This is a genomic window from Micromonospora sp. NPDC049175, from assembly GCF_043197345.1.
Lineage (GTDB): Bacteria > Actinomycetota > Actinomycetes > Mycobacteriales > Micromonosporaceae > Micromonospora.
Genome location: NZ_JBICSY010000003.1, coordinates 334,146 through 358,478 on the forward strand (window position 1 = coordinate 334,146; position 24,333 = coordinate 358,478).

A 24,333-nucleotide genomic window follows, 5' to 3' on the forward strand; every position below is an offset into this window, starting at 1 on the left:
TTTCGCCGGTACCGCCGCGCCCGTCGCCCCGGGCCGGGCATGCTCAGGTCAAGGGCCGCGGAGGGATGGGCGATGCAGAGCTACGACGACGACTGGACCGACAGTCAGCGCGCGCTGTACGACGAGTGCTACCGGGCGGGCGGCGAGTGGGCCGAGGACCCGGACACTCCGTCCGATGACGTACAGCACGTGATCAACCTGGCCGAGGCGGACGACGACGCCTTCAACGACGCGGAGATCGACTACCCGCCCCTTGTCGACGCGGTCACCCAGGCCAGCGGGGTCACCGTCACCAGCGTGCCGGCCAGCCACGAGGACCCGGGTTTCCGCGGCTTCACCGACGGCGTCCGGGACGCCACCGCCGACGACGTCTTCGGCTTGTAGGTCCGACCCGACACTCGGCTTCCCGCCGGGCGCGCGCTTCTGCCACCATTCGCAGAACAGCGCTGCGACGAAACGGGGGCACGGGTGCGGATCCTGCTGGTGGAGGACGACCGCCGGGTGGCCGCCGCCCTCTCCTCCGCGCTCACCCGCAGGGGCTACGAGGTCGAGCACGCCGCCACCGTCGCCGCCGCGCTCTCCGCCGCCCCGTGCGACCTGGTGCTGCTCGACCTGACCCTGCCCGACGGGGACGGCACCGACCTGTGCCGGGAGCTGCGCCGGCGCAGCAGCCAGCTCGGCATCATCGCGGTGACCGCGCGGGGTGAGGAACGCGATCGGGTGCTGGGCCTGCGTCTCGGCGCGGACGACTACGTCGTCAAGCCGTTCTCGATGGTGGAGTTGCAGGCCCGGATCGAGGCGGTGCTGCGCCGGGCCGCGAACGCCGCGCCGGAGCGCCACCTCATCCAGGCCGGGTCGGTGCACATCGACGTGGCCGCGCGGACGGTCACCGTCGACGGCCGCGCCGTCACGTTGACCCGCAAGGAGTTCGACGTGCTGCTCTCGCTGGCCCGCCAACCCGGGGTGGCGGTGCCCCGCGACCGCATCCTGCTGGACGCCTGGGGCACCACCTGGGCCGACCGGCACACCGTCGAGGTGCACGTCGGGTCCCTGCGCGGCAAACTCGGCGACGCCCGGCTGGTGGAGACCGTCCGTGGCGTCGGCTACCGGCTGCGCGCCGCGTGAGGGGCTGACGTGCGCCGTCGACTGGTGATCAGTTACCTGCTGTTGATGGTGCTCGTCCTCATCGCGTTGGAGACCCCGCTGGCGGTCACCATGGCCAGCCGCGAAACCGACCGGGTCCGGGCCGACCGGCTCGCCGACGCGACCCGGTTCGCCTCGCTGGCCGGGCCCGCGCTGCGCGACGCCGAGCCGGGTCCGATCGCGTCGGAGCTGAGCAGTTACGACGACCTGTACGGGATCGGTGCCGCGATCGTCGACCGGGAACGGAGCACACCTGTGGCGTCGCCGCGGTGGCGGCCCACCCCGGGGACCGCGTCGGTGCTGGACATGGCGCTGTCCGGGCAGCAGACCAGCGCCCCCGAGTCGGTCTGGCCGTGGACGACCGGCCCGGTGGTGGTGGCCGTGCCGATCAACGACGGTGGTGAGGTGCTCGGCGCGGTGGTGATCGTGACTCCGGCCGACCCGATCCGCCGGGCGGTCGCCGTGTGGTGGTCGCTGCTCGCCCTGGCCGGCCTGCTCGCCGTGCTGGCCTGCGTGCTCACCGCGTTCGGGCTGGCCGGTTGGGTGCTGCGCCCGGTCACCGAGCTGGACGCGGTCACCCACGAGATCGCCGAGGGTGACCGGGGCGCCCGGGTGCAGCACCGGCTGGGCCCCCCGGAGCTACGGCGCCTCGCGGCCAGCTTCAACCACATGGCCGACGTGGTCTCCGACGTGATGGACCGGCAACGCGCCTTCGTCGCGCACGCCAGCCACCAACTGCGCAACCCGCTCACCGCGCTGCGGCTGCGGGTGGAGGAGTTGGGCCCCAGCCTCACCGACCCGGACGGCCGGTCCGAGCACCGGCTGGCCCTGGAGGAGACCGACAGGTTGGCGCTGGTGCTTGACGCGCTGCTCACCCTCGCCCGCGCCGAACGGGAGGAGAACGAGCGGGTCACCGTGGACGCCGCCGCGGTGGCCGCGTCCCGGGTGGCTGCCTGGGCGCCGCTGGCCCGGCACCGTTCGGTCGCGTTGCTGCTGGCCACGTCCGACGCCCCGGCGTACGCGCAGACCGTGCCGACCGCCGTCGACCAGGCGCTCGACGCGCTCATCGACAACGCGGTCAAGTTCAGCGGTGCCGGCGGGGCGGTGACGGTGACCGTGGCCCGCCGCGACGACGGGGTGGTCCTGGAGGTGCGCGACTCCGGACCGGGGATGACCGAGAGTCAGCTCGGCCAGGCGACCGAGCGGTTCTGGCGGGCGCCGGACGCGCAGAACGTGGACGGCGCGGGGCTCGGCCTGACCATCGCCGCCGTGCTTGTGGACGCGTCCGACGGCCGGCTCACCATGCGCCCGGGGGAGACGCGCGGGCTGGTGGCCGCCCTGTGGTTTCCCGAGCCCGAGCCGGAGCCGGAGCCCGAGCCCGAGCCGGACCCGGAGCCGTCGACGGAGCCGGCGGACGGCGAGTTGGCCACCGACCGGCGGCCCACCCTGACCCGGTAGGGCCGCGCCATCAGGGTTTGTCCTCCCGGTACCAGGCGGCGGCGCCGGGGTGCAGCGTGAGCGGCGCGGTGACGATCGCCGAGCGGGGGCTCATCCGCCCCGCCGCGGGATGTGCGGCGGCCAGCTCGGCCCGCCCGTCCATCAGCAGGCGGGTCACCTCCCGGACCAACGGCTCCGGCAGGCTGGCGCTGACGATCAGATAGTTCGGGTCGGCCACCGTGGTCACCGCGTCCACTCCGTAGACGGAGCGGGGGATGTCCCGGGAGACGTACACCTGGCCGTAGCGCGAGCGCAGCCGCTCGGTCCATTCGCTGAGGTCCACGATTCGGGTGGCATGCTGCCGGGCCAGGTTCTCGATGCCCCACACGGGCAGCCCACCGGAGAAGAAGAACGCGTCGATCCGCCCGGAGCGCAGCGCTTCCACCGAGTCGTCCAGCCCGAGCCGCGTACGGCGTATCGCGTCGCCGCCGAGGCGGGCCACCTCCAGCAGCCGGGTCGTGGTGATCTCGGTGCCCGACCGGGGTGCGCCGACGGAGACCCGCCGGCCGCGCAGGTCGTCGAGCGTGCGTACCGGCCCTCCGGCCGTGGTGACCAGATGGAGCTGGTCGTCGTACACCCGGGCGATCGCCTCGACCGAGGAGCTTCCCGCGGTGCTGGTGGGCAGGACGTCAGCCTGGGTGAAACCCAGCTCCGCCCGGCCGGACTCGACAAGTTGGACGTTCTCCGCGGAGGCGGCGGTGACCACCACGCGGGCGTCGACGTCGGGCAGCTCCCGGTTGAGGATGGCCGCCAGCGACTGCCCGAACGCGTAGTAGACGGCGGTGGGGCTGCCGGTGGCGATCCGGATCAGCACCGGCTCGGTGGGGGCGTCCTGGCAACCGGCGGCGCTCAGTGCCGCGGTCAGCAGCACCGTCAACAGGGCTGCCGTCCCCGCGCGCGGACGCCCGGGCCGGCGGGAGGAGGTACGTCTCACGCGGTGCACTGTGCGCCGTCGGACTGGTGCGCGCAAGCCCGCTGCCGTACCGCTGCCGGGTGGGTGTGGCCGGAACCTCGATCAGCAGGCCGGGCGACGTGCCGGCGCCACGACCCCGCCCCGCGTCGCCGCCGGTCCGCGCGCCGGTGCCAACGCCGCGCTGCTCAGGATCCGGGCCCGGTCCGGGCCGTCGGCGACGCTGACCAGGAAGCAGCCGGTGCCGGGACTCAGCCGGGCCGGCACGTCGAGCACGGCAGCGCTGCGAATCAGCACGGCGGCCAACTCCCGGTCGGCGAGCCGCACGCCGAGGATGTGCCGGCGGACGTGTCGTCCGGCGGCCAGCAGCGCCGAGCGCCAGGCCGCCGCCGCGAGCCGGCCCACCATCCGCCGGCGCGCCGGCGAGGCACCGGGCAACGGCCCGCCGAGCAGCTCGCGCCGCCCCTGCCACCAGCCCGCGTCCACCACCCGGGTGTACGCCTCCCGGTGCTCCTGCGGCACCCAGAGCCGGTGCAGCTCGTAGCGGCGGCGCAGACCGCCGACGACCACCTCGTGGGTCACCGGGATGTCCAGCCGGGCGAGCAGTTGCCGGGCCCGTTGGGCGGCGTCCTCCCGGTTGAACTCCACACCGGGCGCGTGCGCCAGGCGTGCCGCGCTCGGTCGGGCGGCGGTCGCCGACGGCGTGCAGCGCAGCAGGCAGGCGGCCTCGAACGCGTCGCTCAGCGTCAGCCAGTCCAGCGGGGGCGGCGGCGTCGGCGAGCGCGGCCGGTCGAGCAGGGCGGGTTCGCGGGTCAACGAAGGCTCCCTCGTCGGAGTCTGGGTTCCCCTACCGTGGCCCCTGCCTCGCCGTTACGGAACTCCTCCGGCCCAGCCTTGAGCAAATCTTGCGTCTGCTCCCACCGCTACAGGTCGGTGACCACCAGGTCCACCTGCCGCACCCGGCCGGGCGCGGCGGCCTGCTCCTCGACCGTGTGCTTCAACTCCCGCAGCGTGCCGAGCAGCTCCGCGGCGGTGCGCGGTCGGGCGCCGGCGACGAGCAGGTCACGGACCAGCCGACCCTTTGTCGCCTTGTTGAAGTGGCTGACCACCGAGCGGACCGGCACGCCGTCGACCTCCCGCTCGTGCAGCACCCGCACGCTGACGGTCCGCTCGGCCAGCTCTCCCCGCGGCGTCCAGGTGGCCGCGTACGCGCCGGAGCGCAGGTCCAGCACCGGCCCCCGGCCGGCGGCGGCGTCCACCGCCGGCGTCAGCTCCCCGCGCCAGTACGTCGACAACGCCCCGACGCCCGGCAGGCGGGCGCCGATCGGGCAGCGGTACGGGGGGATCCGGTCCGCCAACCGGACCGCGCCCCACAGCCCGGAGCTGATCAGGATCGACCGGCGGGCCGCCCGCTGCGCCGCGACCGGCAACGAGGTCAGCTCCAGCGCCTCGTAGAGCACACCCGTGTAGAGCCGTTCGGCCGGCGCGGTGGCCGCCTCCCGCAGCCGGGCGTTACGGCGCAGTTCGCCCCGCTGGCCCTCGCTGAGGCCGAGCGCCGCCCGCGCCGTCGCCTCGTCCGGCCCGGCGCTCAACGCCACGAGCGCGTCCAGCACCCGCTCCCGGGCCGGGTTCAGCTCGGGCAGCGAGAGCCGGTCCGGGGCCCAGCGCCGCCCGGTGCCGGCGTCGGCCTTGCCCTCCGAGGGCGGCAGCAGGATGAGCATCGGGTCTCCTCGACGGGCGGGACGGCGGCCCGGCCAGCGTACGACCCGCCCTCAGCGCCAGGGCCGCACCGGGGTCGCGGGGTGGTACACGCGATAGCCGCCCACCTCGCGTACCGGTGTGGTGTCGGCCCGGTCGGCGAGCAGTCGGCGCAGCCGCCGATCCATCGGGGAGCCGACCTCCACCACATAGCCCGGCCGGGCGGCCCTCCCGACCTGCCGCCAGTACGGGCGGTAGCGGTTCTGCCCGGGGGACAGGTCGCCGTCGAGCACCCCGCAGACCACCGTCTCGTCCGTGTTGAAGATCAGTCGGTTGCAGGTCCAGTAGTCCCCGTACACCTCGTGGGGGCCGTCGGCGCGCAGCGCGGCGGCCAACTCCCGGGCCTGGCGCTCCTCGGTCCGCGACGCGGCGGTGCCGGTGGCCGCGAAGAGCACGGTGACCACGAGCGTGGTCGCGGTCAGGGCGACGAGCAGGGCGGCGGACAGCGCGCCGGCGAACCGCCCCAGCACGCTGCTGGTGCCCCGCCAGGCGGTCAGCGCCGCCACCCAGAGCGGCCAGAGCACCGCCGGCAGCGACAGTTGCAGCACCGACAGGTAGCGGGCGTTGTCGAGTGGGCTGGTCGCGGCGAGCGGAGTGCGGACGTACGACACCAGGGTCAACGCGGCGCCCGCGACAAGCGCGAGCTGCACGACCGGCCCGACCCGCTCTCCGCGCGGGGTCGCGGCGGCCCGGCGGTACGCGAGCACCGCGAGCACCGCGGCGACCACCAGCAGCAGCGGATACACCACCCCGAACCACTGTTGCCAGCGCCCGCAGCCGTCCACCGGGCAGAGCCCGTGCGCCAGCGGCACCCCCTCCAGCAGGCCGCCCCGGAGCCGCTCGGACCACGGCGGCGACGGCCCCGCCTTGGTGCTGACCTCCCGGAACACGGTCAGCGAGTCCTCACCCGGCCCGGCGCGCAGGTTGTCCAGGACCATCGGCGCGACCCCGACCACGACGCCCGCCACCAGCAGCAGACCGGACCAGCCGAGAAGGTCGCGCCGCAGCGCCCACACCAGCGCCAGCCCGGCCACCGCCAGGTACGGCAGGATCAGCCAGTCCGACCAGGCGGCCAGCCCGACGAGCAGACCGAAGAGCGCGACGGCGAGCCGCCGACGCCGCACGGTGCCGACCGCCAACCCCACCGTGATCAGCAGCATTAGCAGCACCGCCGGCTTCACCTCCGGCCGCCCTCCGACGACGGTGAGCTGGTCGCGGACCACCCGCTCGCCGCCGAGCGCGAGCAGGCCCACCACGAAGGTGGCGAACCAGGGCGCGCAGAGTCGGCGGGTCAGCCGGTGGATCAGGTAGAGGAACAGCGCGTACAGCGCGAGCATCGGCAGCCGCAGCACCGGCCAGCTCGGCCCGGCCACCGCCACCAGTGGCGCGGCCAGGTACGACTCCAACATCCCCATGTAGTGCTGGCCGTACAGGAAGACCGGGCGTTCCCGGCCCTGCCCGATGTGCAGCGCGGCGAGGCCGAAGGTGGCCTCGTCGCTGTTCGACACCGGCACCGTGTACAACGTCAGGACCAGCCGGTAGACGACGCCGGCCAGCCCGAACAGCAGCGCGACGAGCGCCGGCCGGTCGAGTCGTGGACGCCACCGCCCACCGTGCTGCTCTGGATGCGACACGACCAACGCCCCCGTCGTCGTCCCGACCGGAGTGTTTCACGGACGGCGGGCGGACCGGGGAGGTTCGGCGCAGCCGGAGTCGGCTCGCGTGGCCGCTGCCGTCGACGTGTGGCAGGGTTGGCGCGTGCCACCCACTCCCGCCGGTCAACTGGCCGTTCCGAACCTGCACCGGGCTGCGCGGATCGAGGACGCCGTACACCAACTCGTCCAGCGCCGGCTGCGGCGCACCGGCTGGCGGGTCAACATCGTCGCGTACACCGGTTACGGCGCCCCGGGCTGGGTACGGGTGATGTGTCGGGTGTTGCTGGGCCGACCGGACACCCGCCAGCGGGGCCGCCTCGACAAGGTCCGCGGCTGGCGCAGCTTCACCACCCTGCCCAACAAGCACGTCACCGTGACCATCGAGGCCGGCGGGGTACGGCACGAGACGCAGGCCGACCGCAGCGGCTTCGTGGACACGCTCGTCGAGGCCGATCTGCCACCCGGCTGGGGCACGGTCCGCCTCAGCGTCCCGGACGCCGAGCCGGTCGACGCGCCGGTGCGCATCCTCGACCCGGAGGTCAAGTTCGGCATCATCTCCGACATCGACGACACGGTGATGGTCACCGCGCTGCCCCGGCCGCTGCTCGCCGCGTGGAACACGTTCGTGCTCGACGAGCACGCCCGCAACGCGGTGCCCGGCATGGCGGTGCTCTACGAGCGGCTGGTCACCGCGCACCCCGGCGCGCCGGTCTTCTACCTCTCCACGGGCGCGTGGAACGTGGCGCCCACGCTTACCCGCTTCCTGTCCCGGCACCTCTACCCGGCGGGGCCGCTGCTGCTCACCGACTGGGGGCCGACCGCCGACCGCTGGTTCCGCAGCGGAATGGAACACAAGCGGGTCACCCTGGCCCGGCTGGCCCGCGAGTTCCCCGACGTGCGCTGGCTGCTGGTCGGCGACGACGGCCAGCACGACCAGGAGATCTACCGGGAGTTCGCCGCCGCCCACCCGGAGAACGTCGCCGCGGTGGCGATCCGCCGGCTCTCCCCGACGCAGTCCGTGCTGGCCGGCACCCTGCCCGCCCCGGCGGGTCGCCCGTCGTCGGGGCCGGTGGGGCAGAAGTGGCTGTCCGCCCCGGACGGCGCCGGCCTGTGGCAACTGCTGCGCGACGCCGGCCTGGTCTGACCGCCGGCGGGGTTGCCGCGCTGCGCTACGGTGCCATCCGAGCCGGCCGCCGCGGGTGGCCGGAGCGGGGGTCGATGGTGCGATACGTGCAGCCGCAGTTGGCGTCCGACGAACCGGTCCTGTTCACCCAGCGGGGATACTTTCCCTTTGGTGGCACGGTGTTCAGCGCCTACGGTGCTCTCCTCGTCCTCACCACCAGGCGCCTGCTCTTCGCGCCGGCTCGGATCTGGAAAATCCCCAACCCTGGGGAGGCCTGGGTCCGCGCCAGGTCGATGAGCCTTCCGGACGTGACGGCCGTCGAACCCGCGTCCGGCGCGCGGTTGACGATCAGTTCCCGGTACGGCGACACCGTCTCCTTCTGCGCCATCCTCCCCACGGGTCCGGGCTTCGTCTGGCAGGCGCGCGACGCTGTTCCGTATCGGGACGAGACAGTTCGCCGGATCAGGCAGGCTGTTCGCGAAGGACTCTGACAGTCACAAATTCCGAGGGAAGGGCCGATACTCGTATGGATGGGCGCTGGTGGCATGTCGGACAGGGTTGAAGGCATCCTCATGCCACTGCTCGTGGCGCTGTTCCTGATTGCCGCCGCCGTGGCGGTCAGGCGCTGCTGGCGAGGCATCGGGAAGGCGGTGACGATGCGGGGTTACTGGTTCTTGCCGATCTCACGTTCCGCCAAGAACGCGCTCTGGCGCGCCACTCCGGCCGCGTTTCTCACGCTACTCCTGATGGTGGTGATGCTGATCCCGTCGGGGGAGGTGTCGTCCGATCTCGCCACCGTGGTGATTCGGGTGGAAGCTGGCGCGCTCTTCTTTCTCATGCTGTCCATGCCGGCAATCATCTGGTTCAACCAGCCACGTTTCCTGGTCCCGCCGCCGTATCGCAGGGAGCCGGGGCTGATCTCCCTCTGGCGTCGCCGCCGGGCGATAGCCAGGGCTGCCCGGCGATCCCGTGCCGCAGGCCGTCGTCCGTGGCCTGCGGCTTGACCACCTGACGCTGAACAGTCCTCTGAAGGCTCCGGGAACCGGAGCAGCCATGAGGCCCCGGTTGAGCGGACCGTCTCAGCCTGGCGAAGCCAGACGGCACCCCAGCGACGGGCAGGCCGCAGAGCTCGACGGCCAGCCGGCCGACGCCGGCCCGGTCTGGCCGCCGCCGGGGTTGCCGTGCTGGGCTACGGTCCCATCCGACCGGCCTGGGCGGTAGGTGGGGTGGGGTGGGGAGTGACGGTGAATGGCGTGGCAGGTACGGCCGAGCTGCCCGAAGGCGACAGTGACGAGACCGCGCGCCTGCAGGGTGAACAGACCGCCGCGTACGAGCGGCGCGGGCCGTTCTGGGGGCGGCTGAGGCAGTTCGCGGCGGTGGTTGCCCTCGCGGCCGGCCTCGTCGCCTCGACGCTGGCGGTGGACACCGTGTCGAGCTTCTACCCGGGCGTGGGAGTGTTCAAGTCCACCCCTGCCCAGCAGCCGGTGGAGGCGACGGTCCACGAGTGCCGCCGGGTCGGTCCGGTGAGCGGCGACGGGTTCGGCTACTGGTGGCACTGCGCGGTGACGGTGCGGACCCGCGACGGTCGCGAGGTGCGGACCGTGGTCCGGCACTCGACCGTCACCCCCGCCGACCGGGGCGGGCCGGTCGAGTTCCGCGAGGTCTGCCACGGCAAGGGCAACACCGACTGCCGGTACGGTCGTCCGGCGTGGCGAATCTGGGCCTTTGCCCTGGCGTTGCTGGGCATCCTGCGGACCGGCCTGGTTCTCGTGCTGCTCATGGGTATCGGGGTCTATCTGCTGAGAACCGTGGTGGGCGTCCCGAGGTACTACGCCTGGGTCAACCGCCGTGGCCAGCGCCGTCGCTTCGCGGCTCGACGAGCGGATGCCGCTCGATCACGTGATGCTGAGTAGTTGCCAGGAGATCCACAGAACTACTCAGCATCAAGTGATCATGAGGACGGCGTCATCTGTGGGTCCGGTGCTGGTGAGCTTTTGACGAGGGAGTTGGGTCTGTGAAATCTCGGTCACCGATCGACGTTGTTGTCACGGAAATAGGCCGAATCCTTGCCGCATATGGTTTCTCGTCCTCTGGTCGGCAGTTCCGGCTCCGGTCGCCGCTTGGTGACTGGGTCGTCGTCGATGTGCAGACATCGGACGCATCGACGCGATCGAGGCGTCTCTTCTACATCAATGCCGGATTCACGATGAATCACAGATGGGATTGGAGTCGGAGTGCGATGGCAAGGGGGTGTGAGATGCCGGATGTGACGGACTGCCTCTGGAGTACCCGGTTCGTTCCTCAGCGCGGCGACACGTACGAGCGTTGGGTGATCGACTCCGAGGCGACGCTCACCGTCGTCGTCGATGAATTGGAGCACGTCCTCCACCGGGAGATTCCTGTCCTTGTCCGACTGCTCGACCGCGGTCACCTGCAGGACATCGCCGACCAGGAATTCGGACTGGGCTACGCGACATGGCAGGTCAAGGCCTGGTTGCTTGCCGAGGCTGGCAGGACAGAGGAGTTGGAGCTAATCCTCCAGCCTCTGGAAGACGACGACCAAGATGATGAGGACGAGGATGAGTCTGTCTTCCAGGCTATGCGGCGTCTTGCCTCGTCGCGCGCGCATCAAGGCGCCGGTGAAAGGTGAGGTCCGACCATTCGTAGAAGAGCAAGATCGCGGACAACCATGTCGATCATGGAGTTGTGGTGCCTGATTCGGCGCTATGTAGGCGCTTTGTCACCCACCACAATTCCATGATCGACGAGGCGCGGGTTAGCCCTGGCGGAGCCAGACGGCGCCCAGCGGCGGGACCTGGAGGGCCGCCGAGGCGACCATCCCGTGCCAGGGCACGTCCTCGGCGCGTACCTGGCCCAGGTTGCCCACTCCGGAGCCACCGTAGTGGTGGGCGTCGGTGTTGAGCACCTCGGTCCACGTGCCGCCGGCCGGCAGGCCGACCCGGTAGTCGTGCAGCGGCTGGGCGGAGAAGTTCGCCACGCACACCAGGGTCGAGCCGTCCGGGGCGATCCGGACGAACGACACGGTGTTGTTGGCGACGTCGTCGCCGGCGATCCACCGGAACCCGGCCGGTTCGGTGTCCTGTGCCCAGAGCGCCGGGGTGTCCCGGTAGACCCGGTTGAGGTCGGCGACGAGGCGCTGCACTCCGGCGCGGGCCGGGTCGTGCAGCAGGTACCAGTCCAGGCCGCGCTCCTCGCTCCACTCCCGGTCGTCGGCCAGCTCGGAGCCCATGAAGAGCAGTTGCTTGCCCGGGTGCGCCCACATGTACGCCAGCAGAGCCCGGACGTTCGCCAGCCGCTGCCAGGTGTCGCCGGGCATCTTGCCGGCCAGTGAGCCCTTGCCGTGCACCACCTCGTCGTGGCTGATCGGCAGCACGTAGTTCTCGCTCCAGGCGTACGCCAGGGAGAAGGTGAGCTGGTGGTGGTGGTGCTGGCGGTAGATCGGGTCCTTCGAGGTGTAGAGCAGGGTGTCGTGCATCCAGCCCATGTTCCACTTGAACCCGAAGCCCAGCCCGCCCTCGGCGGTGGCCTGGGTGACACCCGGCCAGGCGGTGGACTCCTCGGCGATCATGACGACCCCGGCGTGGTGCTTGTAGACGGTCGCGTTCACCTCCTGCATGAGCGCGATGGCCTCCAGGTTCTCCCGACCGCCGTACTGGTTCGGGGCCCACTGCCCGTGCTCCCGGGAGTAGTCCAGGTAGAGCATCGAGGCGACGGCGTCCACCCGCAGCCCGTCGACGTGGAACTGGTCGCACCAGTAGAGCGCGTTGGCGACCAGGAAGTTGCGGACCTCGTTGCGGCCGAAGTCGAAGACGTACGTGCCCCAGTCGGGGTGCTCGCCCCGGCGCGGGTCGGGGTGCTCGTAGAGCGGGGTGCCGTCGAAGCGCGCGAGGGCCCACTCGTCCTTGGGGAAGTGCGCGGGCACCCAGTCCAGGATCACGCCGATGCCGGCGGCGTGCAGCCGGTCGACCAGGTGCCGGAAGTCGTCCGGGTCACCGAAGCGTGAGGTCGGCGCGTAGTAGCCGGTCACCTGGTAGCCCCAGGAACCGCCGAACGGGTGTTCCATCACCGGCAGGAACTCCACGTGCGTGAAGCCCAACTCGGTGACGTACGCGGTGAGCTGGTCGGCCAGCTCGCGGTAGCCCAACCCGGGGCGCCACGAACCGAGGTGCACCTCGTAGACGCTCATCGGCTCCTGGTGCGGCTGCCGCTCGGCCCGCCGGGCCAGCCAGTCCGCGTCGTTCCACAGGTACGTCGAGTGGTGCACCACCGAGGCGGTGGCCGGCGGTACCTCCGCGTACGCGGCCAGCGGGTCGGCCTTGTCCCGCCACTGCCCGTCGGCGCCCAGCACCCGGTACTTGTAGCGGGCGCCGACCCGGGCGTTGGGGACGAACAGCTCCCACACGCCGCTGGAGCCGAGTGAGCGCATCGGCCAGCCGTCGTCCGGGGCCCAGCCGGTGAAGTCGCCGACCACCCGCACGCCGCGGGCGTTGGGCGCCCACACGCCGAACGCGACGCCCTCGTCGAAGACCCGGGCGCCCAGCGCGTCCCACAGCCGCTCGTGCCGGCCCTCGCGGATCAGGTGCAGGTCCAGCTCACCGAGCGTCGGCGGATAGCGGTACGGGTCGTCGTGGGCGGTGCCGTCGACCTCCACCCGGTAGTCGAGCACGGTGCCGTCGACCTGGGCCTCGAAGACACCCACGTCGTGTACCCGCTTCATCGGATGCCGCTCGTCGCCGACGAGCAGCACCACGTCACCGGCGCCCCGGCGCAGCGTGCGGATCGTCGTCGAGCCCTCGGAGGGGTGCGCGCCGAGCAGCGCGTGCGGGTCGTGCGTCGCTCCGGAGATCAGCTGGTCCATCGGGCGTCCTTCGGGGCGGGGGCGGTCGGCGCGGTACCGCCGGACAGTTCGGTGGGCACGTCGGTGACGGTGAGGTCCGCCGGTACGACGCCGGTGGGCTCCGGCGTGGCGGGTGGGGTCGGGCGGCGCACGGTCAACACGTGCGCCGGTTGCAGGTACGGATCGAGCCGCACCGCGTTGCGCTGACCCCAGTCGTAGCTGGTGCCGGTCAGCTCGTCGTGCACGGTGAACCGCTCGTGCCAGTCGAAGCCGAGCGCCGGCATGTCGAGCGTGGTGTTGCCCCACTGCACGATGCGCGGGTCGAACGAGCAGATCACGATGACGGTGTTGCCGGTGTCCGGGTCGTGCTTGGACCAGCAGAGCAACGCCGGGTTGTCGATCTCGTGGAAGACCAGGTTGCGGAGCTGGTGCAGGGCCGGGTTGTCGCGGCGTACCCGGTTGAGGGTGGTCAGGAACGGTGCCAGCGAGCGGCCCTGCGCCTCGGCGCCCGCCCAGTCGCGGGGGCGCAGCTCGTACTTCTCGTTGTCCAGGTATTCCTCCGCCCCCGGCCGGGCCACGTGCTCGAACAGCTCGAAGCCGGCGTACATGCCCCAGGACGGGGAGAGCAGCGCGGCCAGCACCGCCCGGATCTTGAACATCGGCGGGCCGCCGTGCTGCAACGACTCGTGCAGGATGTCGGGGGTGTTCGGCCAGAAGTTCGGCCGCATGTGGTCGGCCGACTCGACCAGCTCCTCGCAGTACTCCCGCATCTGCGCGGCCGTCGTGCGCCAGGTGAAGTAGGTGTACGACTGGGTGAAGCCGATCTTGCCGAGGCCGTGCATGATGGCTGGCCGGGTGAACGCCTCGGCCAGGAACAGCACGTCCGGGTCGATCTTCTTGACCTCGGCGATCAGCCAGTGCCAGAAGTCGAACGGCTTGGTGTGCGGGTTGTCCACCCGGAAGATCCGGATGCCCTCGCCCACCCAGTGCAGCACCACCCGCAGCACCTCGGCCCGGATGCCCTCCGGGTCGTTGTCGAAGTTGACCGGGTAGATGTCCTGGTACTTCTTCGGTGGGTTCTCCGCGTACGCGATGCTGCCGTCGGCCCGTGTGGTGAACCACTCCGGGTGCTCGGTGACCCACGGGTGGTCCGGCGCGCACTGCAACGCCAGGTCCATCGCCACCTCAAGGCCCTGCGCCGCCGCCGCCTCGATGAAGGCCCGGAAGTCCGCGGGCGTACCCAGGTCGGGGTGGATCGTGTCGTGGCCGCCCTCGGCGGCGCCGATCGCCCACGGCGAGCCCACGTCGGTCGGCCCGGCGGTGAGCGCGTTGTTGCGGCCCTTGCGGTTGATCCGGCCGATCGGGTGGATCGGCGGCAGGTAGAGCACGTCGAAGCCCATCGCGGCCACGCCCGGCAGCCGGTCGGTGGCGGTGGCGAAGGTGCCGGACCGGTCCTGCGTCGCCCCCTCGGAGCGGGGGAAGAACTCGTACCAGGCCGAGTAGAGGGCCCGCTTGCGGTCCACCCAGATCGAGTACGTGTCACCGGAGGTGACGAACTCCCGCACCGGGTGCTCCCAGAGCAGGTCGGCCAGGGCGAGCGCCGGGTCGACCCGCTGCGGCAACGGCCTGTCGGTCTCGACGAGCGCGGTGAGCGCGTCGGCGACCCGGGGCCGGTCGGCGGTCGGGACGAGGTCCCGGGCGGCGGCGAGCACCCGCGCGCCCTCGGCCAGGTCGTTGGCCAGGTCCTCCGGACCCTGCCCGGCGGCGATCTTCTTCGTCACCGCGTTCTGCCAGGTCAGGTACGGATCCTGGAACGCCTCCACGGCGAAGGCCCAGGAGCCGACGGCGTCGGGTCGGATGGTGGCGTGCCACCGGTCCTGACCGGGCTCGCCGGGGCGCATCCGGGTGAACGGCCTGGTGACGCCGTCCGGACCCATCCAGACCACGTTGCAGCCGAGCGCGTCGTGCCCCTCCCGGTAGGCGCGGGCCGACACCGGGACCGGTTCGTCGACCACCGCCTTGGCCGGGTATCGCCCGCACGAGACGACAGGGGAGACGTCTTCGATCGGGAACCGTCCAGTCACCCCGCCAACCTACTGCGCGAGATCAGTTCGCGCGCGGCCAAGCCCGCCGGTCCGTCCCTCCGCCGGGAACGCGCGTCAAGATCCACACGCGTTCCTTGAAACCGCGGCATCGAGGCGACCCGGATACGACGGTTTCCTGCAACCCGAGTGGATCTAGGCCGGGCGAGGGGTCGAACGGAGTCAGGCGGGCGGGGTCGCCTGACGCCCGTCACCGGCCCCCGGGGGAGTCAGTCAGCGCGGTGGGCCTGCGGGGAGGCCGGATGGCCGTCGTGACCGAGTACGGAGTCGACAAGTGCGTTCAGTCCCTCGTGCCACCGCGCTTCGGGCCAGTCGCGTAGGTGCTCGACCAGGTCGCTGCGGACGGCGGCGAGCAGGGCGTGGGCCAGATAGTCCGCCGACTGCGGGCCGCGGGCCTCCGCGACGAGGCCGGCGAGCAGGGCGTGCCAGTAGTCGTACGCCTCATTGCGGTACGGACTGCCGCCCCCGGCGCTCTCCAGCGCCAGCGTGAGCACCCGGTTGTCGAGCTTGAAGCGCAGCATGGCCCGCAGCAGTTCGACGGCCTGCTCCGCCGCCGGCCGGGTGGCTGACACCGCGAGCGCGGCCTGCAACCGCAGTCCCCGTTGCTCGTAGAGGGCGCGGACAAGCCCGATGCGGTCGCCGAAGCGCCGGAACAGGGTGCCCTTGCCGACGCCGGCTGCGGTGGCGATGTCGTCCATCGACACCTGATCGGGGTCGGCTGCGGCGTCGAAGAGACGCCCGGCGGCGGCCAGCACCGACTCCCTGTTGCGTAGCGCATCGGCCCGCACCGGACACCCCTCTCGCCAAACGGACTGCTGGTCCGTATAGTCGAAGCGGACCGGCGGTCCGAATCTTATCGCGACCGTCCCGGACGACGAAAGGACGATCATGTCGGACCACCCCACCGCCGTGTTCCATCGCGGCATGGAGCTGCTGCTCGCCAAGGACATGGCCGGGTTCATCGCGCTGTTTGCCGAGGATGCGGTGCTGGAGCTTCCGTTCGCACCGCCCGGCCAGCCGCGTCGGGTAGCCGGGCGCGCCGAGCTGCACGAGTACCTGATCAATTACCCCGCACTGCTGGACGTCCGCGAGATCCGCGATCGAACCGTGCACGAGACCAGGGAACCGGAGGTCATCGTCGTCGAGTTCGTCGCCGCCGGCTTCGTCGTCGCGACGGGTCGACCGTACGAGGTGCGCTACATCGCCGTCCTGACCATCCGTCACGGGCAACTTTTGCACTATCGCGACTACTGGGATCCGATCGCCGCACAGCAGCTGCTCGGTGGCGGCCTGGTGCGCTCATGATCCTGGTCATCGGTGGCACCGGGACCACCGGCCGTATCGTCGCCGCCACGCTTGCCGAGCGCGGTCACCCCACCCGGATCGCCAGCCGACGCCCCGCCGTCGGAGGGGTCCGCTTCGACTGGCGCGACCCGACCACCCACCCGGACGCTGTGGGTGGCGTGCGCGCGATCTACGCCATCCCCCCGGTCGGCGAGGTCGACCCGGCACCGATCATGCTGCCCTTCCTTGAGCGGGCACGCGACGCCGGTGTCCGCCGGGTGGTCCTGCTCAGCTCCTCGGCCGTCCCGCCCGCCGAGCACGGACTGGGCCTGGTACACGCACGCCTCGGTGAGCTGTTCGCGGAATGGGCGGTACTGCGGCCGTCCTGGTTCATGGAGAACTTCGTGGGTGAGCAGCCGTACGCCGTGAGCGCCCGCGACCATGGCGAGATCGTCAGCGCCACCGGCACCGCCCGGGTCGGCTTCGTCGATCCTGCCGACATTGCCGAGGTGGCGGTGCGGGCTCTCACGGACCCGACGCCGCACAACACCGACCACATCATCACCGGCCCAGAGGCGCTGAGCTATGACGCTGTCGCCGCCGTCCTCACCGAGGTCGGTGGCCGGCCGGTCCGGCACCGTGCGATCGACGCGGCGGAACTGGCCGAACGCCACAGCGCGAACGGCATACCGCCGGACTTCGCCCGCTTCCTCGCGAGCCTGGACACGGCGATCGCGGCCGGCGCGGAGGACCGGACGACGTCGACCGTCGCAGATGTGACAGGTCGTACGCCACGATCCTTCCGGGACTTCTGTCGGGACCGCCTGCGCGCCGACCGCTCTGGCTGACACCGCCAGATCCGGGAACGGAGCGGAGATGTCCGGGGCCCGACGGGGTGGGGGCGTCGGGGCTGGGGCGGTCCTGGCGCAGCTCGGTCGGCTGTCTGGCTAGTTGCGCCGGTGGTAGTGGTTGCGGCGGGGGATCTGGTTGGGGTCGAGCCAGGCGGGTGGCACGAATTCGGGGTGGCCGTCGCCGCCGAGCCGTACCATCCAGTCGCCGTGGTGAACGTGGCGGTGGTGGTGGCCGCAGAGCAGGACGGCGTTGGCGAGGCTGGTGACGCCGCCGTCGGCCCAGTGCCGGATGTGGTGGCCGTCGCACCAGCGGGGCGGGCGGTCGCAGCCGGGGAAGGCGCAGCCCCGGTCGCGGAGGACGAGGGCGCGGCGGAGTGGTCCGGTGATGAGGCGGCGTTGCCGGCCGACGTCGAGGATCTGGCTGCCGCCGCCGAGCACGGCGGGCAGGATGCTCGCGTCGCAGGCGAGCCGACGCACGGCCTCGGCGCTGAGGTGTAGGCCGGTGTCCAGGGCAGCGGTGCCCAACTGCCGGGTCAGCCCGTCGTAGCTCGTGGTGACGACGATCTGGGTGGGGTCTCCGCCGTTGTCGGGTAGCTCGCCGGTGCGCAGGGCCAGCCGGCAGACGTCGGCGAGGGCGTCGTGGCGGCGTTGGCCGGGGGCGCGGGTGTCGTCGGGGCCGGTGGGCGTGGTCAGCGGGTCGATGGCGGCCCGCAGGGCGGCGGCGGCTTCGGTGTCGAGGATGCCGGTGAGGCGTAGTCGGCCGTCGGGCTGCTCGCTGATGGTGACGTGCCGATCGCGCGCGGCCCGTGACTCCTGTGCCCGCAGCGCGGCCTCGGCGGCGGCGTCGGCGACCTCCGGGGCGACGTGGTCGAGGATGCGGGTGCCGAGTTTGCGCAGCAGGGTGGCATCGAACTGTGTTGCCCAGTCGACGAGGGCGCCGACGGCCTTGTCGGCGGCCTCCGGGCCGGCGCTGGCGTGGACGGTCTCGACCGTGGTGGCGATGACCCGGACCTGCTCCACGTCGACCGTCCCACCGGCCAACGCGTCCCGCACGCCGGGCGGCGCGGCGTCGAGCGTCGCGGCCAGCTCGACCAGGCGGCGGGCGACACCAACGCCGAGGTGTAACCGGTCGCGGAGCCACACCGCCGTCGAGGACGCGCCCTGCGCCGTCGCGGTGCCGCGACCGTCCAACTCACGCACGAGGCCCAGCTTGACCGCGGCCAGCCGTTGCTCGATGCGGTGTGTGGCGTCCAACGCCGCCACGAGGTCGTGCTCGGCCGCAGCCCAGACGGGCGTGTCGAAGCAAGCCACCACCGCGGCCTCGGCCTGCTCCAACGCATCGATCACGAGCAAAGACTAGAACAGGTGTACGACACTTCTGGCGCCGCTGATGATGCGGTCGCAGTGGATCACCGAACCGGAGGTGACGTAGCCTCCGGCCATGGTCGAACGGGTGCGGGTCGCGGTCGTTGGCGTCGGTAACAACACGTCGGCATTGGTGCAGGGGCTTGCTCTCTACCGCCAGAGCGGCAGTCTGGTCGGCATCCGCAGGCCGATGATCGACGGGCTCGGGGTGGGCGACATCGACGTCGTGGCGGCCTTCGCCACCTCCGCGGAGAAGATCGGTCGGGACCTGACCGAGGCGATCTTCCTACTGCCCAACAATTTTCCTCGGCTGGACTGCGACCTACCCCGAGCGGGCGTGCCCGTCACGAAGGGCCTTGTCGACGCGGCGGAGGTGGAACGGGTAGCGGCGGCGCTGGCCGGCGCGGAGGTGCTGCTCTACTCGGCGCCGAGCGGGCGGCCGCACACGGCACGGGCGTACGCGGAAGCAGCGCGCACAGCGGGTGTCGCCTTCATCAACACCACGTCCGACCCGGTCGCCCGTGATCCGGACGTGCTGCACAGCTTCGAGGAGGCGGGCGTGCCGCTGCTGGGCGACGACCTGGCCAGCCAGTTCGGCACCTCGGTGCTGCACAACGCGCTGCTGCGGCTCCTTCAGGAGCGGGGCCTCACCCTGGTCAGCTCCTACCAGGTCAATCTGGGCGGCACCGAGGACTTCCGCAACCTGGTCGACAACCCCAACACCAAGAAGCAGTCCAAGCTCAACGCCCTGTCGGAAAGCCACGCCGCCGGCACGGTCGAGGTCGCTCCGCTCGGCTACTTACCGCACCTCGCGTCGCAGAAGGTGGCGCACCTGAACATCGAGGCGCAGGGCTGGGGTGAGACGGCGGTGAGCCTCGACGTGAAGCTGAAGGTGCATGATCCGAGCGGCGCGGCCGGGGTCAACATCGACCTGATCCGCATCGCGGCGAGCGCGCTCCGCAACGGGCGCGGCGGTCACTCCGCCGAGGCGACTCCGTCACTCAAGTCCCCGCCGGGGACGGCGATCTGAGGCCGGTGGTGAGCAGGCGTTCGATCCGGGCGTACTCGGCGGTCATCTCCGGGGTGGCGAGGAAGTCGTCGAGATCGGCCGAGATCTGGAAGTCGACCTCCTCGACGGAGCGGATGGCCAGCTCGTACAGCTCCCCACGCTGGTCCTCCTCCAGGTAGGTGGTCCAGTGTTCGAGCGCGGTGATGACGATCAGAAGCCCCTGATCCAGGTCGCCGTCGGCGAGGACGCCCGCGTCGATCCGCTCCAGCTGTGCGCGTAGCTCCGTCGCGCTGGCCGTGCGGACATTTTCCCGGGCGGTGGCCAGTGCCGCCCACGCGTCCTCGTCCAACTCGTCGCCCGCGGCGGTGTCGAGCAGGTCGCTGCGGACCAGCCGGGTGACCGTGTCGAGGCCGAAGGCACGCAGCTCGTCCTCACCGGCCGCGACTACCAGACGGAGGATCGCCGCTTCGAGTTCGTCGTACCGCATGTCGCCGGCCGCCTCAGCCCGCGGAGCCCGTGAAGCCAGCGGAGCCCGTGAAGCCAGCGGAGCCCGCGCCGACGGAGCGGTACACGTCGAGGGTCTGACCGGCGATGGCGTCCCAGGAGAAGTGGTCCACTGCGCGCTGGCGACCGGCCAGGCCGAACCGCCCGGTCCGCGCCGGATCGGCGAGCAGCGTGTTGATCGCCGCCGCCAGGTCGGCCACGAACGTCTCCGGGGCCAGCGGTCGGCCGGACCCGTCGGTGGCCTGCTCGATGGGCACCAGCAGGCCCGTCTCACCGTCGGCCACCACCTCGGGGATGCCGCCGGTCGCGGTCGCCACCACCGCCGTCTCGCAGGCCATCGCCTCCAGGTTGACGATGCCCATCGGCTCGTACACCGACGGGCAGACGAAGACGGTGGCGTGGGTGAGCACCTGGATCACCTCGGGCTTGGGCAGCATCTCGGCGACCCAGACCACGCCGGAACGGTTGGCCCGCAACTCGGCGACCAGCTCCTCCACCTCGGCGGCGATCTCGGCGGTGTCCGGTGCGCCGGCGAGCAGCACGAGCTGGGTGTCCGCCGGCAGCTCCCGCGCGGCCCGCAACAGGTAGGGCAGGCCCTTCTGTCGAGTGATCCTTCCCACGTAGACCACGCTGGGACGGGACGGGTCGACGCCGAGCCGGTCGAGCACATCTGTCGCCTGATCCGGCGCGTACTGAATGGTGTCGATGCCGTTGTAGACCACCCGGACCCGGTCCGGGTCGATCTGCGGGTAGGCGGTGAGCACGTCGTTGCGCATCCCGCCACTGACCGCGATCACCGCGTCGGCGGCCTCCATCGCGGTGCGCTCGATCCAGGAGGAGAGCGCGTAGCCGCCGCCGAGCTGCTCGGCCTTCCACGGCCGCAGCGGCTCCAGGCTGTGCGCGGTCACCACGTGCGGCACCCCGTGCAGCAGCTTCGCGGTGTGGCCGGCCAGGTTCGCGTACCAGGTGTGGCTGTGCACCACGTCGGCGCCGGCCGCGCCGGCGGCCATCTCCAGGTCCACACCCATCGTGCGCAGCGCGGCGTTCGCGCCGGTCAGGCCGGGCGGTTCGGGGTACGCGGTGACGCCCGGCTCGGTGCGCGGCAGACCGAAGCAGTGCACCCGGACGTCGGCGCGGCGGCGCAACTCCCGGGCCAGGTACTCGACGTGTACCCCGGCGCCGCCGTAGACCTCCGGCGGGTACTCGCGGGTGAGCAGGTCGACGCGCAGCGGGGTGGGTTCCGTCATGACCCCGCACCCTAATGCAGAAGAGTCCCCGTACGAGTGGTGAAGTCCGACGCGGGTGGATAGCGTCGGGGCATGGCTGCCAAGGTGCTCGCGATCGTCCTGGCGGGTGGGGAGGGCAAGCGCCTGATGCCACTCACCACGGACCGGGCCAAGCCGGCCGTCCCGTTCGGCGGGATGTACCGCATGGTCGACTTCGTCCTCTCCAACCTGGCCAACGCCGGCTATCTCAAGATTGTCGTGCTGACCCAGTACAAGTCCCATTCCCTCGACCGACACATCACCAAGACCTGGCGGATGTCCACGCTGCTCGGCAACTACGTCACCCCGGTGCCCGCGCAGCAGCGTCGTGGCCCGTGGTGGTTCGCCGGCTCGGCCGACGCCATCTACCAGAGCTTCAACCTGATAAACGACGAGCAGCCCGACTACGTGATCGTCTTCGGCGCCGACCACATCTACCGGATGGACCCGCGGCAGATGGTGGAGGACCACATCGCCTCCGGCGCCGCGGTCACCGTCGCCGGCATCCGCCAGCCGCTGTCGATGGCCGACCAGTTCGGCGTCATCGAGGTCGGTGAGGACGGCAAGCGGATCCGGGCGTTCCGCGAGAAGCCCACCGACGCGGTGGGCCTGCCGGACGCGCCGGACGAGATCTACGCCTCGATGGGCAACTACGTCTTCACGACCCGTGCCCTCTGCGAGGCGGTCGAGCGCGACGCCGCGGACAAGTCCAGCAAGCACGACATGGGCGGCAGCATCATCCCGATGCTCGTCGACCGGGGCGAGGCGAACGTCTACGACTTCCGCGACAACGAGGTGCCGGGCAGCAACGACCGGGACCGCGGCTACTGGCGTGACGTGGGGACGCTCGACTCGTTCTACGACGCGCACATGGACCTGATAAACGTGCACCCCGTCTTCAACCTCTACAACTTCGAGTGGCCGATCTACACCGAGCAGCCGCCGTGGCCGCCGGCGAAGTTCGTCCACCAGTGGGGTGAGCGGGTCGGCCGGGCCGTCGGCTCGATGGTCTCCCCGGGTGTGGTGATCTCCGGCTCGCTGGTGGAGAACTCGATCGTCTCGCCGAAGGTGCGGGTGCACTCCTGGGCGCACGTCGAGGGCTCGGTGCTGATGGAGGGTGTGGAGATCGGCCGGCACGCGGTGGTCCGGCGGGCGATCCTGGACAAGAACGTGTTCGTCCCGGAGGGCGTCGAGATCGGCGTCGACCTGGAAAAGGACCGGCAGCGCTACACCGTCTCCGACAATGGCATCGTGGTGATCGGCAAGGGCCAGAAGGTCGAGCCGTGAGCGACAGGCACTCCCCGAGGAGGATCCCGCAGTGACCCACCCCCGTGCCGGCCAGCCCGCCGAGCCCGCCGACCTGGTCGACGTGCCGCGCCTGGTGACCGCCTACTACGCCGAGCATCCGGACCCCGCGGACCCGGCCCAGCAGGTCTCCTTCGGCACCTCCGGCCACCGCGGCTCCAGCCTGCGCAACGCGTTCAACTCCGACCACATCCTGGCGGTCACCCAGGCGCTCTGCGACTACCGGCGGGAGCAGGGGCTGGACGGGCCGCTCTTCCTCGCCCGGGACACCCACGCCCTGTCCGCGCCGGCCGCCGTGGACGCCCTGGAGGTGCTCGCTGCCAACGACGTCACCGTGCTCGTCGACAGCCGCGACGGCTACACCCCCACCCCGGCGCTGTCGCACGCGATCCTCACCCACAACCGGGGTCGTACCAGCGGGCTCGCCGACGGCATCGTCATCACCCCGTCGCACAACCCGCCGGACGACGGCGGTTTCAAGTACAACCCCACGAACGGCGGGCCGGCCGACACCGACGTGACCCGGTGGATCCAGGACCGCGCCAACGCGATCCTGGCCGCCGGGCTCAAGGAGGTCCGCCGGATCACCCACGCGCGGGCGCGGGCCGCCGACACCACCGGGGAGTACGACTTCCTCGCGCACTACGTCGACGACCTGCCGGCGGCGATCGACATCGACGCCATCCGCGACGCCGGGATCCGCATCGGCGCGGACCCGCTGGGCGGGGCGAGCGTGGCGTACTGGGGTGAGATCGCCGAGCGGCACGGGTTGGACCTGACGGTGGTCAACCCGACTGTCGACCCGACCTGGCGGTTCATGACCCTCGACGGCGACGGCAAGATCCGGATGGACTGTTCCTCGCCCAACGCGATGGCGTCGCTGATCGCGGCCCGCGCCGACTACCAGATCTCCACGGGCAACGACGCGGACGCCGACCGGCACGGCATCGTCACCCCGGACGCGGGCCTGATGAACCCCAACCACTACCTGGCGGTGGCGATCGGCCACCTGTTCCAGACCCGCACCGAGTGGGGTCCGGCCGCCGCGGTGGGCAAGACGCTCGTCTCCTCGTCGATGATCGACCGGGTCGCCGCCGACCTGGGCCGGCCGCTGCTGGAGGTGCCGGTCGGCTTCAAGTGGTTCGTGCCCGGCCTGCTCGACGGGTCCGTCGGCTTCGGCGGTGAGGAGAGCGCGGGGGCGTCGTTCCTGCGCCGCGACGGATCGACCTGGACCACCGACAAGGACGGCCTGCTGCTCTGCCTGCTCGCCGCCGAGATCCTGGCCACCACCGGGCGCAGCCCGAGCGAGCACTGGGCGGAGTTGGCCGAGCGGTTCGGCGCGCCCTCGTACGCCCGGATCGACGCCCCGGCGACCCGGGAGCAGAAGGCCGTGCTCGCCAAGCTCTCCCCGGAGCAGGTGACCGCCACCGAACTCGCGGGTGAGCCGATCACCGCGACGTTAACCACCGCCCCCGGCAACAATGCCCCGATCGGCGGCCTCAAGGTCAGCACGAGGTCCGGCTGGTTCGCCGCGAGGCCCTCCGGCACCGAGGACGTCTACAAGATCTACGCCGAGTCCTTCCAGGGCCCCGACCACCTCAAGCAGATCCAAGAAGAAGCCAAGAACCTGGTAGACCAAGCCCTAACCCCCTAACCCCGCCCTGCCCCCTCCCTCCTGCCCCCGCCCGCCCGCGTTGATCATGG

The 24,333-nt window shown here is 71.6% G+C and carries 23 protein-coding genes; 13 read left to right on the top strand and 10 right to left on the bottom strand.

The annotated features are described in order from the left end of the window. Window positions 1-72 precede the first annotated feature (72 nt). The 3 genes from ACGFH8_RS15415 (at window position 73) to ACGFH8_RS15425 (ending at window position 2,601) form a co-directional block, all read left to right on the top strand. On the top strand, window positions 73-384 hold the full coding sequence (locus tag ACGFH8_RS15415; protein ID WP_355031047.1) for a hypothetical protein: 312 nt from the start codon (window positions 73-75) through the stop codon (window positions 382-384). An 84-nt stretch (window positions 385-468) separates the two neighbouring features. Continuing rightward, on the top strand, window positions 469-1,125 hold the full coding sequence (locus tag ACGFH8_RS15420) for a response regulator transcription factor (RefSeq protein WP_393367418.1): 657 nt from the start codon (window positions 469-471) through the stop codon (window positions 1,123-1,125). A 9-nt stretch (window positions 1,126-1,134) separates the two neighbouring features. Further along, window positions 1,135-2,601, top strand: a complete 1,467-nt coding sequence (locus tag ACGFH8_RS15425) for an ATP-binding protein (protein ID WP_393367419.1) — start codon at window positions 1,135-1,137, stop codon at window positions 2,599-2,601. Window positions 2,602-2,611: 10 nt separating this feature from the next. Here the strand turns inward: ACGFH8_RS15425 and ACGFH8_RS15430 are convergent, their stop codons facing one another. From ACGFH8_RS15430 to ACGFH8_RS15445, 4 genes are all read right to left on the bottom strand, one after another. Next, the gene (locus ACGFH8_RS15430; protein ID WP_393367420.1) at window positions 2,612-3,574 is read right to left on the bottom strand and encodes a TAXI family TRAP transporter solute-binding subunit; all 963 of its coding nucleotides are present in this window, start codon (window positions 3,572-3,574) and stop codon (window positions 2,612-2,614) included. Between the two features lie 81 nt (window positions 3,575-3,655). After that, a complete protein-coding gene (locus ACGFH8_RS15435) occupies window positions 3,656-4,366 on the bottom strand; it encodes a hypothetical protein (protein WP_393367421.1) in 711 nt (236 codons plus the stop codon). Window positions 4,367-4,473: 107 nt separating this feature from the next. Continuing rightward, on the bottom strand, window positions 4,474-5,271 hold the full coding sequence (yaaA, locus tag ACGFH8_RS15440; RefSeq protein WP_393367422.1) for a peroxide stress protein YaaA: 798 nt from the start codon (window positions 5,269-5,271) through the stop codon (window positions 4,474-4,476). Window positions 5,272-5,322: 51 nt separating this feature from the next. Continuing rightward, window positions 5,323-6,942, bottom strand: coding sequence for a hypothetical protein (locus ACGFH8_RS15445; RefSeq protein WP_393367423.1), 1,620 nt, complete (start codon window positions 6,940-6,942; stop codon window positions 5,323-5,325). A 124-nt stretch (window positions 6,943-7,066) separates the two neighbouring features. Between ACGFH8_RS15445 and ACGFH8_RS15450 the strand changes: the two genes are divergently transcribed. The 5 genes from ACGFH8_RS15450 to ACGFH8_RS15470 all read left to right on the top strand — a co-directional run bounded on the left by ACGFH8_RS15450 (window position 7,067) and on the right by ACGFH8_RS15470 (window position 10,736). After that, the gene (locus tag ACGFH8_RS15450) at window positions 7,067-8,107 is read left to right on the top strand and encodes an App1 family protein (protein ID WP_393367424.1); all 1,041 of its coding nucleotides are present in this window, start codon (window positions 7,067-7,069) and stop codon (window positions 8,105-8,107) included. A gap of 86 nt (window positions 8,108-8,193) precedes the next feature. After that, window positions 8,194-8,577, top strand: a complete 384-nt coding sequence (locus tag ACGFH8_RS15455; RefSeq protein ID WP_393367426.1) for a hypothetical protein — start codon at window positions 8,194-8,196, stop codon at window positions 8,575-8,577. A 39-nt stretch (window positions 8,578-8,616) separates the two neighbouring features. After that, the gene (locus ACGFH8_RS15460) at window positions 8,617-9,090 is read left to right on the top strand and encodes a hypothetical protein (RefSeq protein ID WP_393367428.1); all 474 of its coding nucleotides are present in this window, start codon (window positions 8,617-8,619) and stop codon (window positions 9,088-9,090) included. Between the two features lie 249 nt (window positions 9,091-9,339). Next, complete coding sequence (locus tag ACGFH8_RS15465; protein ID WP_393367429.1) at window positions 9,340-9,999, top strand: DUF6346 domain-containing protein; 660 nt, start codon at window positions 9,340-9,342, stop codon at window positions 9,997-9,999. Between the two features lie 101 nt (window positions 10,000-10,100). Further along, entirely contained in the window at window positions 10,101-10,736 is a 636-nt protein-coding gene (locus ACGFH8_RS15470; RefSeq protein ID WP_393367431.1) for a DUF4304 domain-containing protein, read from the top strand. 126 nt (window positions 10,737-10,862) lie between these two features. On the opposite strand, the gene glgB is transcribed toward ACGFH8_RS15470, so the two are convergent. The 3 genes from glgB to ACGFH8_RS15485 all read right to left on the bottom strand — a co-directional run bounded on the left by glgB (window position 10,863) and on the right by ACGFH8_RS15485 (window position 15,834). Then, on the bottom strand, window positions 10,863-12,965 hold the full coding sequence (glgB, locus tag ACGFH8_RS15475; protein ID WP_393367433.1) for a 1,4-alpha-glucan branching protein GlgB: 2,103 nt from the start codon (window positions 12,963-12,965) through the stop codon (window positions 10,863-10,865). Beyond that, window positions 12,953-15,028, bottom strand: coding sequence for a maltotransferase domain-containing protein (locus ACGFH8_RS15480; RefSeq protein WP_393367434.1), 2,076 nt, complete (start codon window positions 15,026-15,028; stop codon window positions 12,953-12,955). Before ACGFH8_RS15480 ends, glgB begins: the two co-directional genes overlap by 13 nt. A 227-nt stretch (window positions 15,029-15,255) precedes the next feature. Further along, entirely contained in the window at window positions 15,256-15,834 is a 579-nt protein-coding gene (locus ACGFH8_RS15485; protein ID WP_393367436.1) for a TetR/AcrR family transcriptional regulator, read from the bottom strand. 136 nt (window positions 15,835-15,970) lie between these two features. Between ACGFH8_RS15485 and ACGFH8_RS15490 the strand changes: the two genes are divergently transcribed. Then, window positions 15,971-16,351, top strand: a complete 381-nt coding sequence (locus tag ACGFH8_RS15490) for a nuclear transport factor 2 family protein (RefSeq protein WP_393367437.1) — start codon at window positions 15,971-15,973, stop codon at window positions 16,349-16,351. Beyond that, window positions 16,348-17,178 carry an NAD-dependent epimerase/dehydratase family protein gene (locus ACGFH8_RS15495; RefSeq protein ID WP_393367439.1) on the top strand — a complete coding sequence of 277 codons (831 nt, stop codon included), beginning with the start codon at window positions 16,348-16,350 and terminating at the stop codon, window positions 17,176-17,178. Before ACGFH8_RS15490 ends, ACGFH8_RS15495 begins: the two co-directional genes overlap by 4 nt. A gap of 99 nt (window positions 17,179-17,277) precedes the next feature. Here ACGFH8_RS15495 and ACGFH8_RS15500 read toward each other — a convergent pair whose 3' ends face one another. Next, window positions 17,278-18,528: a DUF222 domain-containing protein gene (locus ACGFH8_RS15500; protein ID WP_393367441.1), complete on the bottom strand. Its 1,251-nt coding sequence runs from the start codon at window positions 18,526-18,528 to the stop codon at window positions 17,278-17,280. A gap of 94 nt (window positions 18,529-18,622) precedes the next feature. On the opposite strand from ACGFH8_RS15500, the gene ACGFH8_RS15505 reads away from it, so the two are divergent. Beyond that, window positions 18,623-19,576, top strand: a complete 954-nt coding sequence (locus ACGFH8_RS15505) for an inositol-3-phosphate synthase (protein ID WP_393367443.1) — start codon at window positions 18,623-18,625, stop codon at window positions 19,574-19,576. Here ACGFH8_RS15505 and ACGFH8_RS15510 read toward each other — a convergent pair. Together ACGFH8_RS15510 and glgA are read right to left on the bottom strand one after the other, a co-directional pair. Beyond that, window positions 19,548-20,042 carry a hypothetical protein gene (locus ACGFH8_RS15510; RefSeq protein ID WP_393367444.1) on the bottom strand — a complete coding sequence of 165 codons (495 nt, stop codon included), beginning with the start codon at window positions 20,040-20,042 and terminating at the stop codon, window positions 19,548-19,550. The two genes, ACGFH8_RS15505 and ACGFH8_RS15510, sit on opposite strands and share 29 nt — an antisense overlap. A gap of 13 nt (window positions 20,043-20,055) precedes the next feature. Further along, window positions 20,056-21,288 (bottom strand): glycogen synthase, encoded by a 1,233-nt coding sequence (glgA, locus tag ACGFH8_RS15515; RefSeq protein ID WP_393367957.1) that lies wholly within the window; start codon window positions 21,286-21,288, stop codon window positions 20,056-20,058. Window positions 21,289-21,378: 90 nt separating this feature from the next. Here glgA and glgC point away from each other — a divergent pair, with 90 nt between their 5' ends. After that, window positions 21,379-22,611 carry a glucose-1-phosphate adenylyltransferase gene (glgC, locus tag ACGFH8_RS15520; protein WP_393367446.1) on the top strand — a complete coding sequence of 411 codons (1,233 nt, stop codon included), beginning with the start codon at window positions 21,379-21,381 and terminating at the stop codon, window positions 22,609-22,611. A 31-nt stretch (window positions 22,612-22,642) separates the two neighbouring features. Beyond that, a complete protein-coding gene (pgm, locus tag ACGFH8_RS15525) occupies window positions 22,643-24,283 on the top strand; it encodes a phosphoglucomutase (alpha-D-glucose-1,6-bisphosphate-dependent) (RefSeq protein ID WP_393367448.1) in 1,641 nt (546 codons plus the stop codon). The last annotated feature ends 50 nt before the right edge of the window (window positions 24,284-24,333 follow it).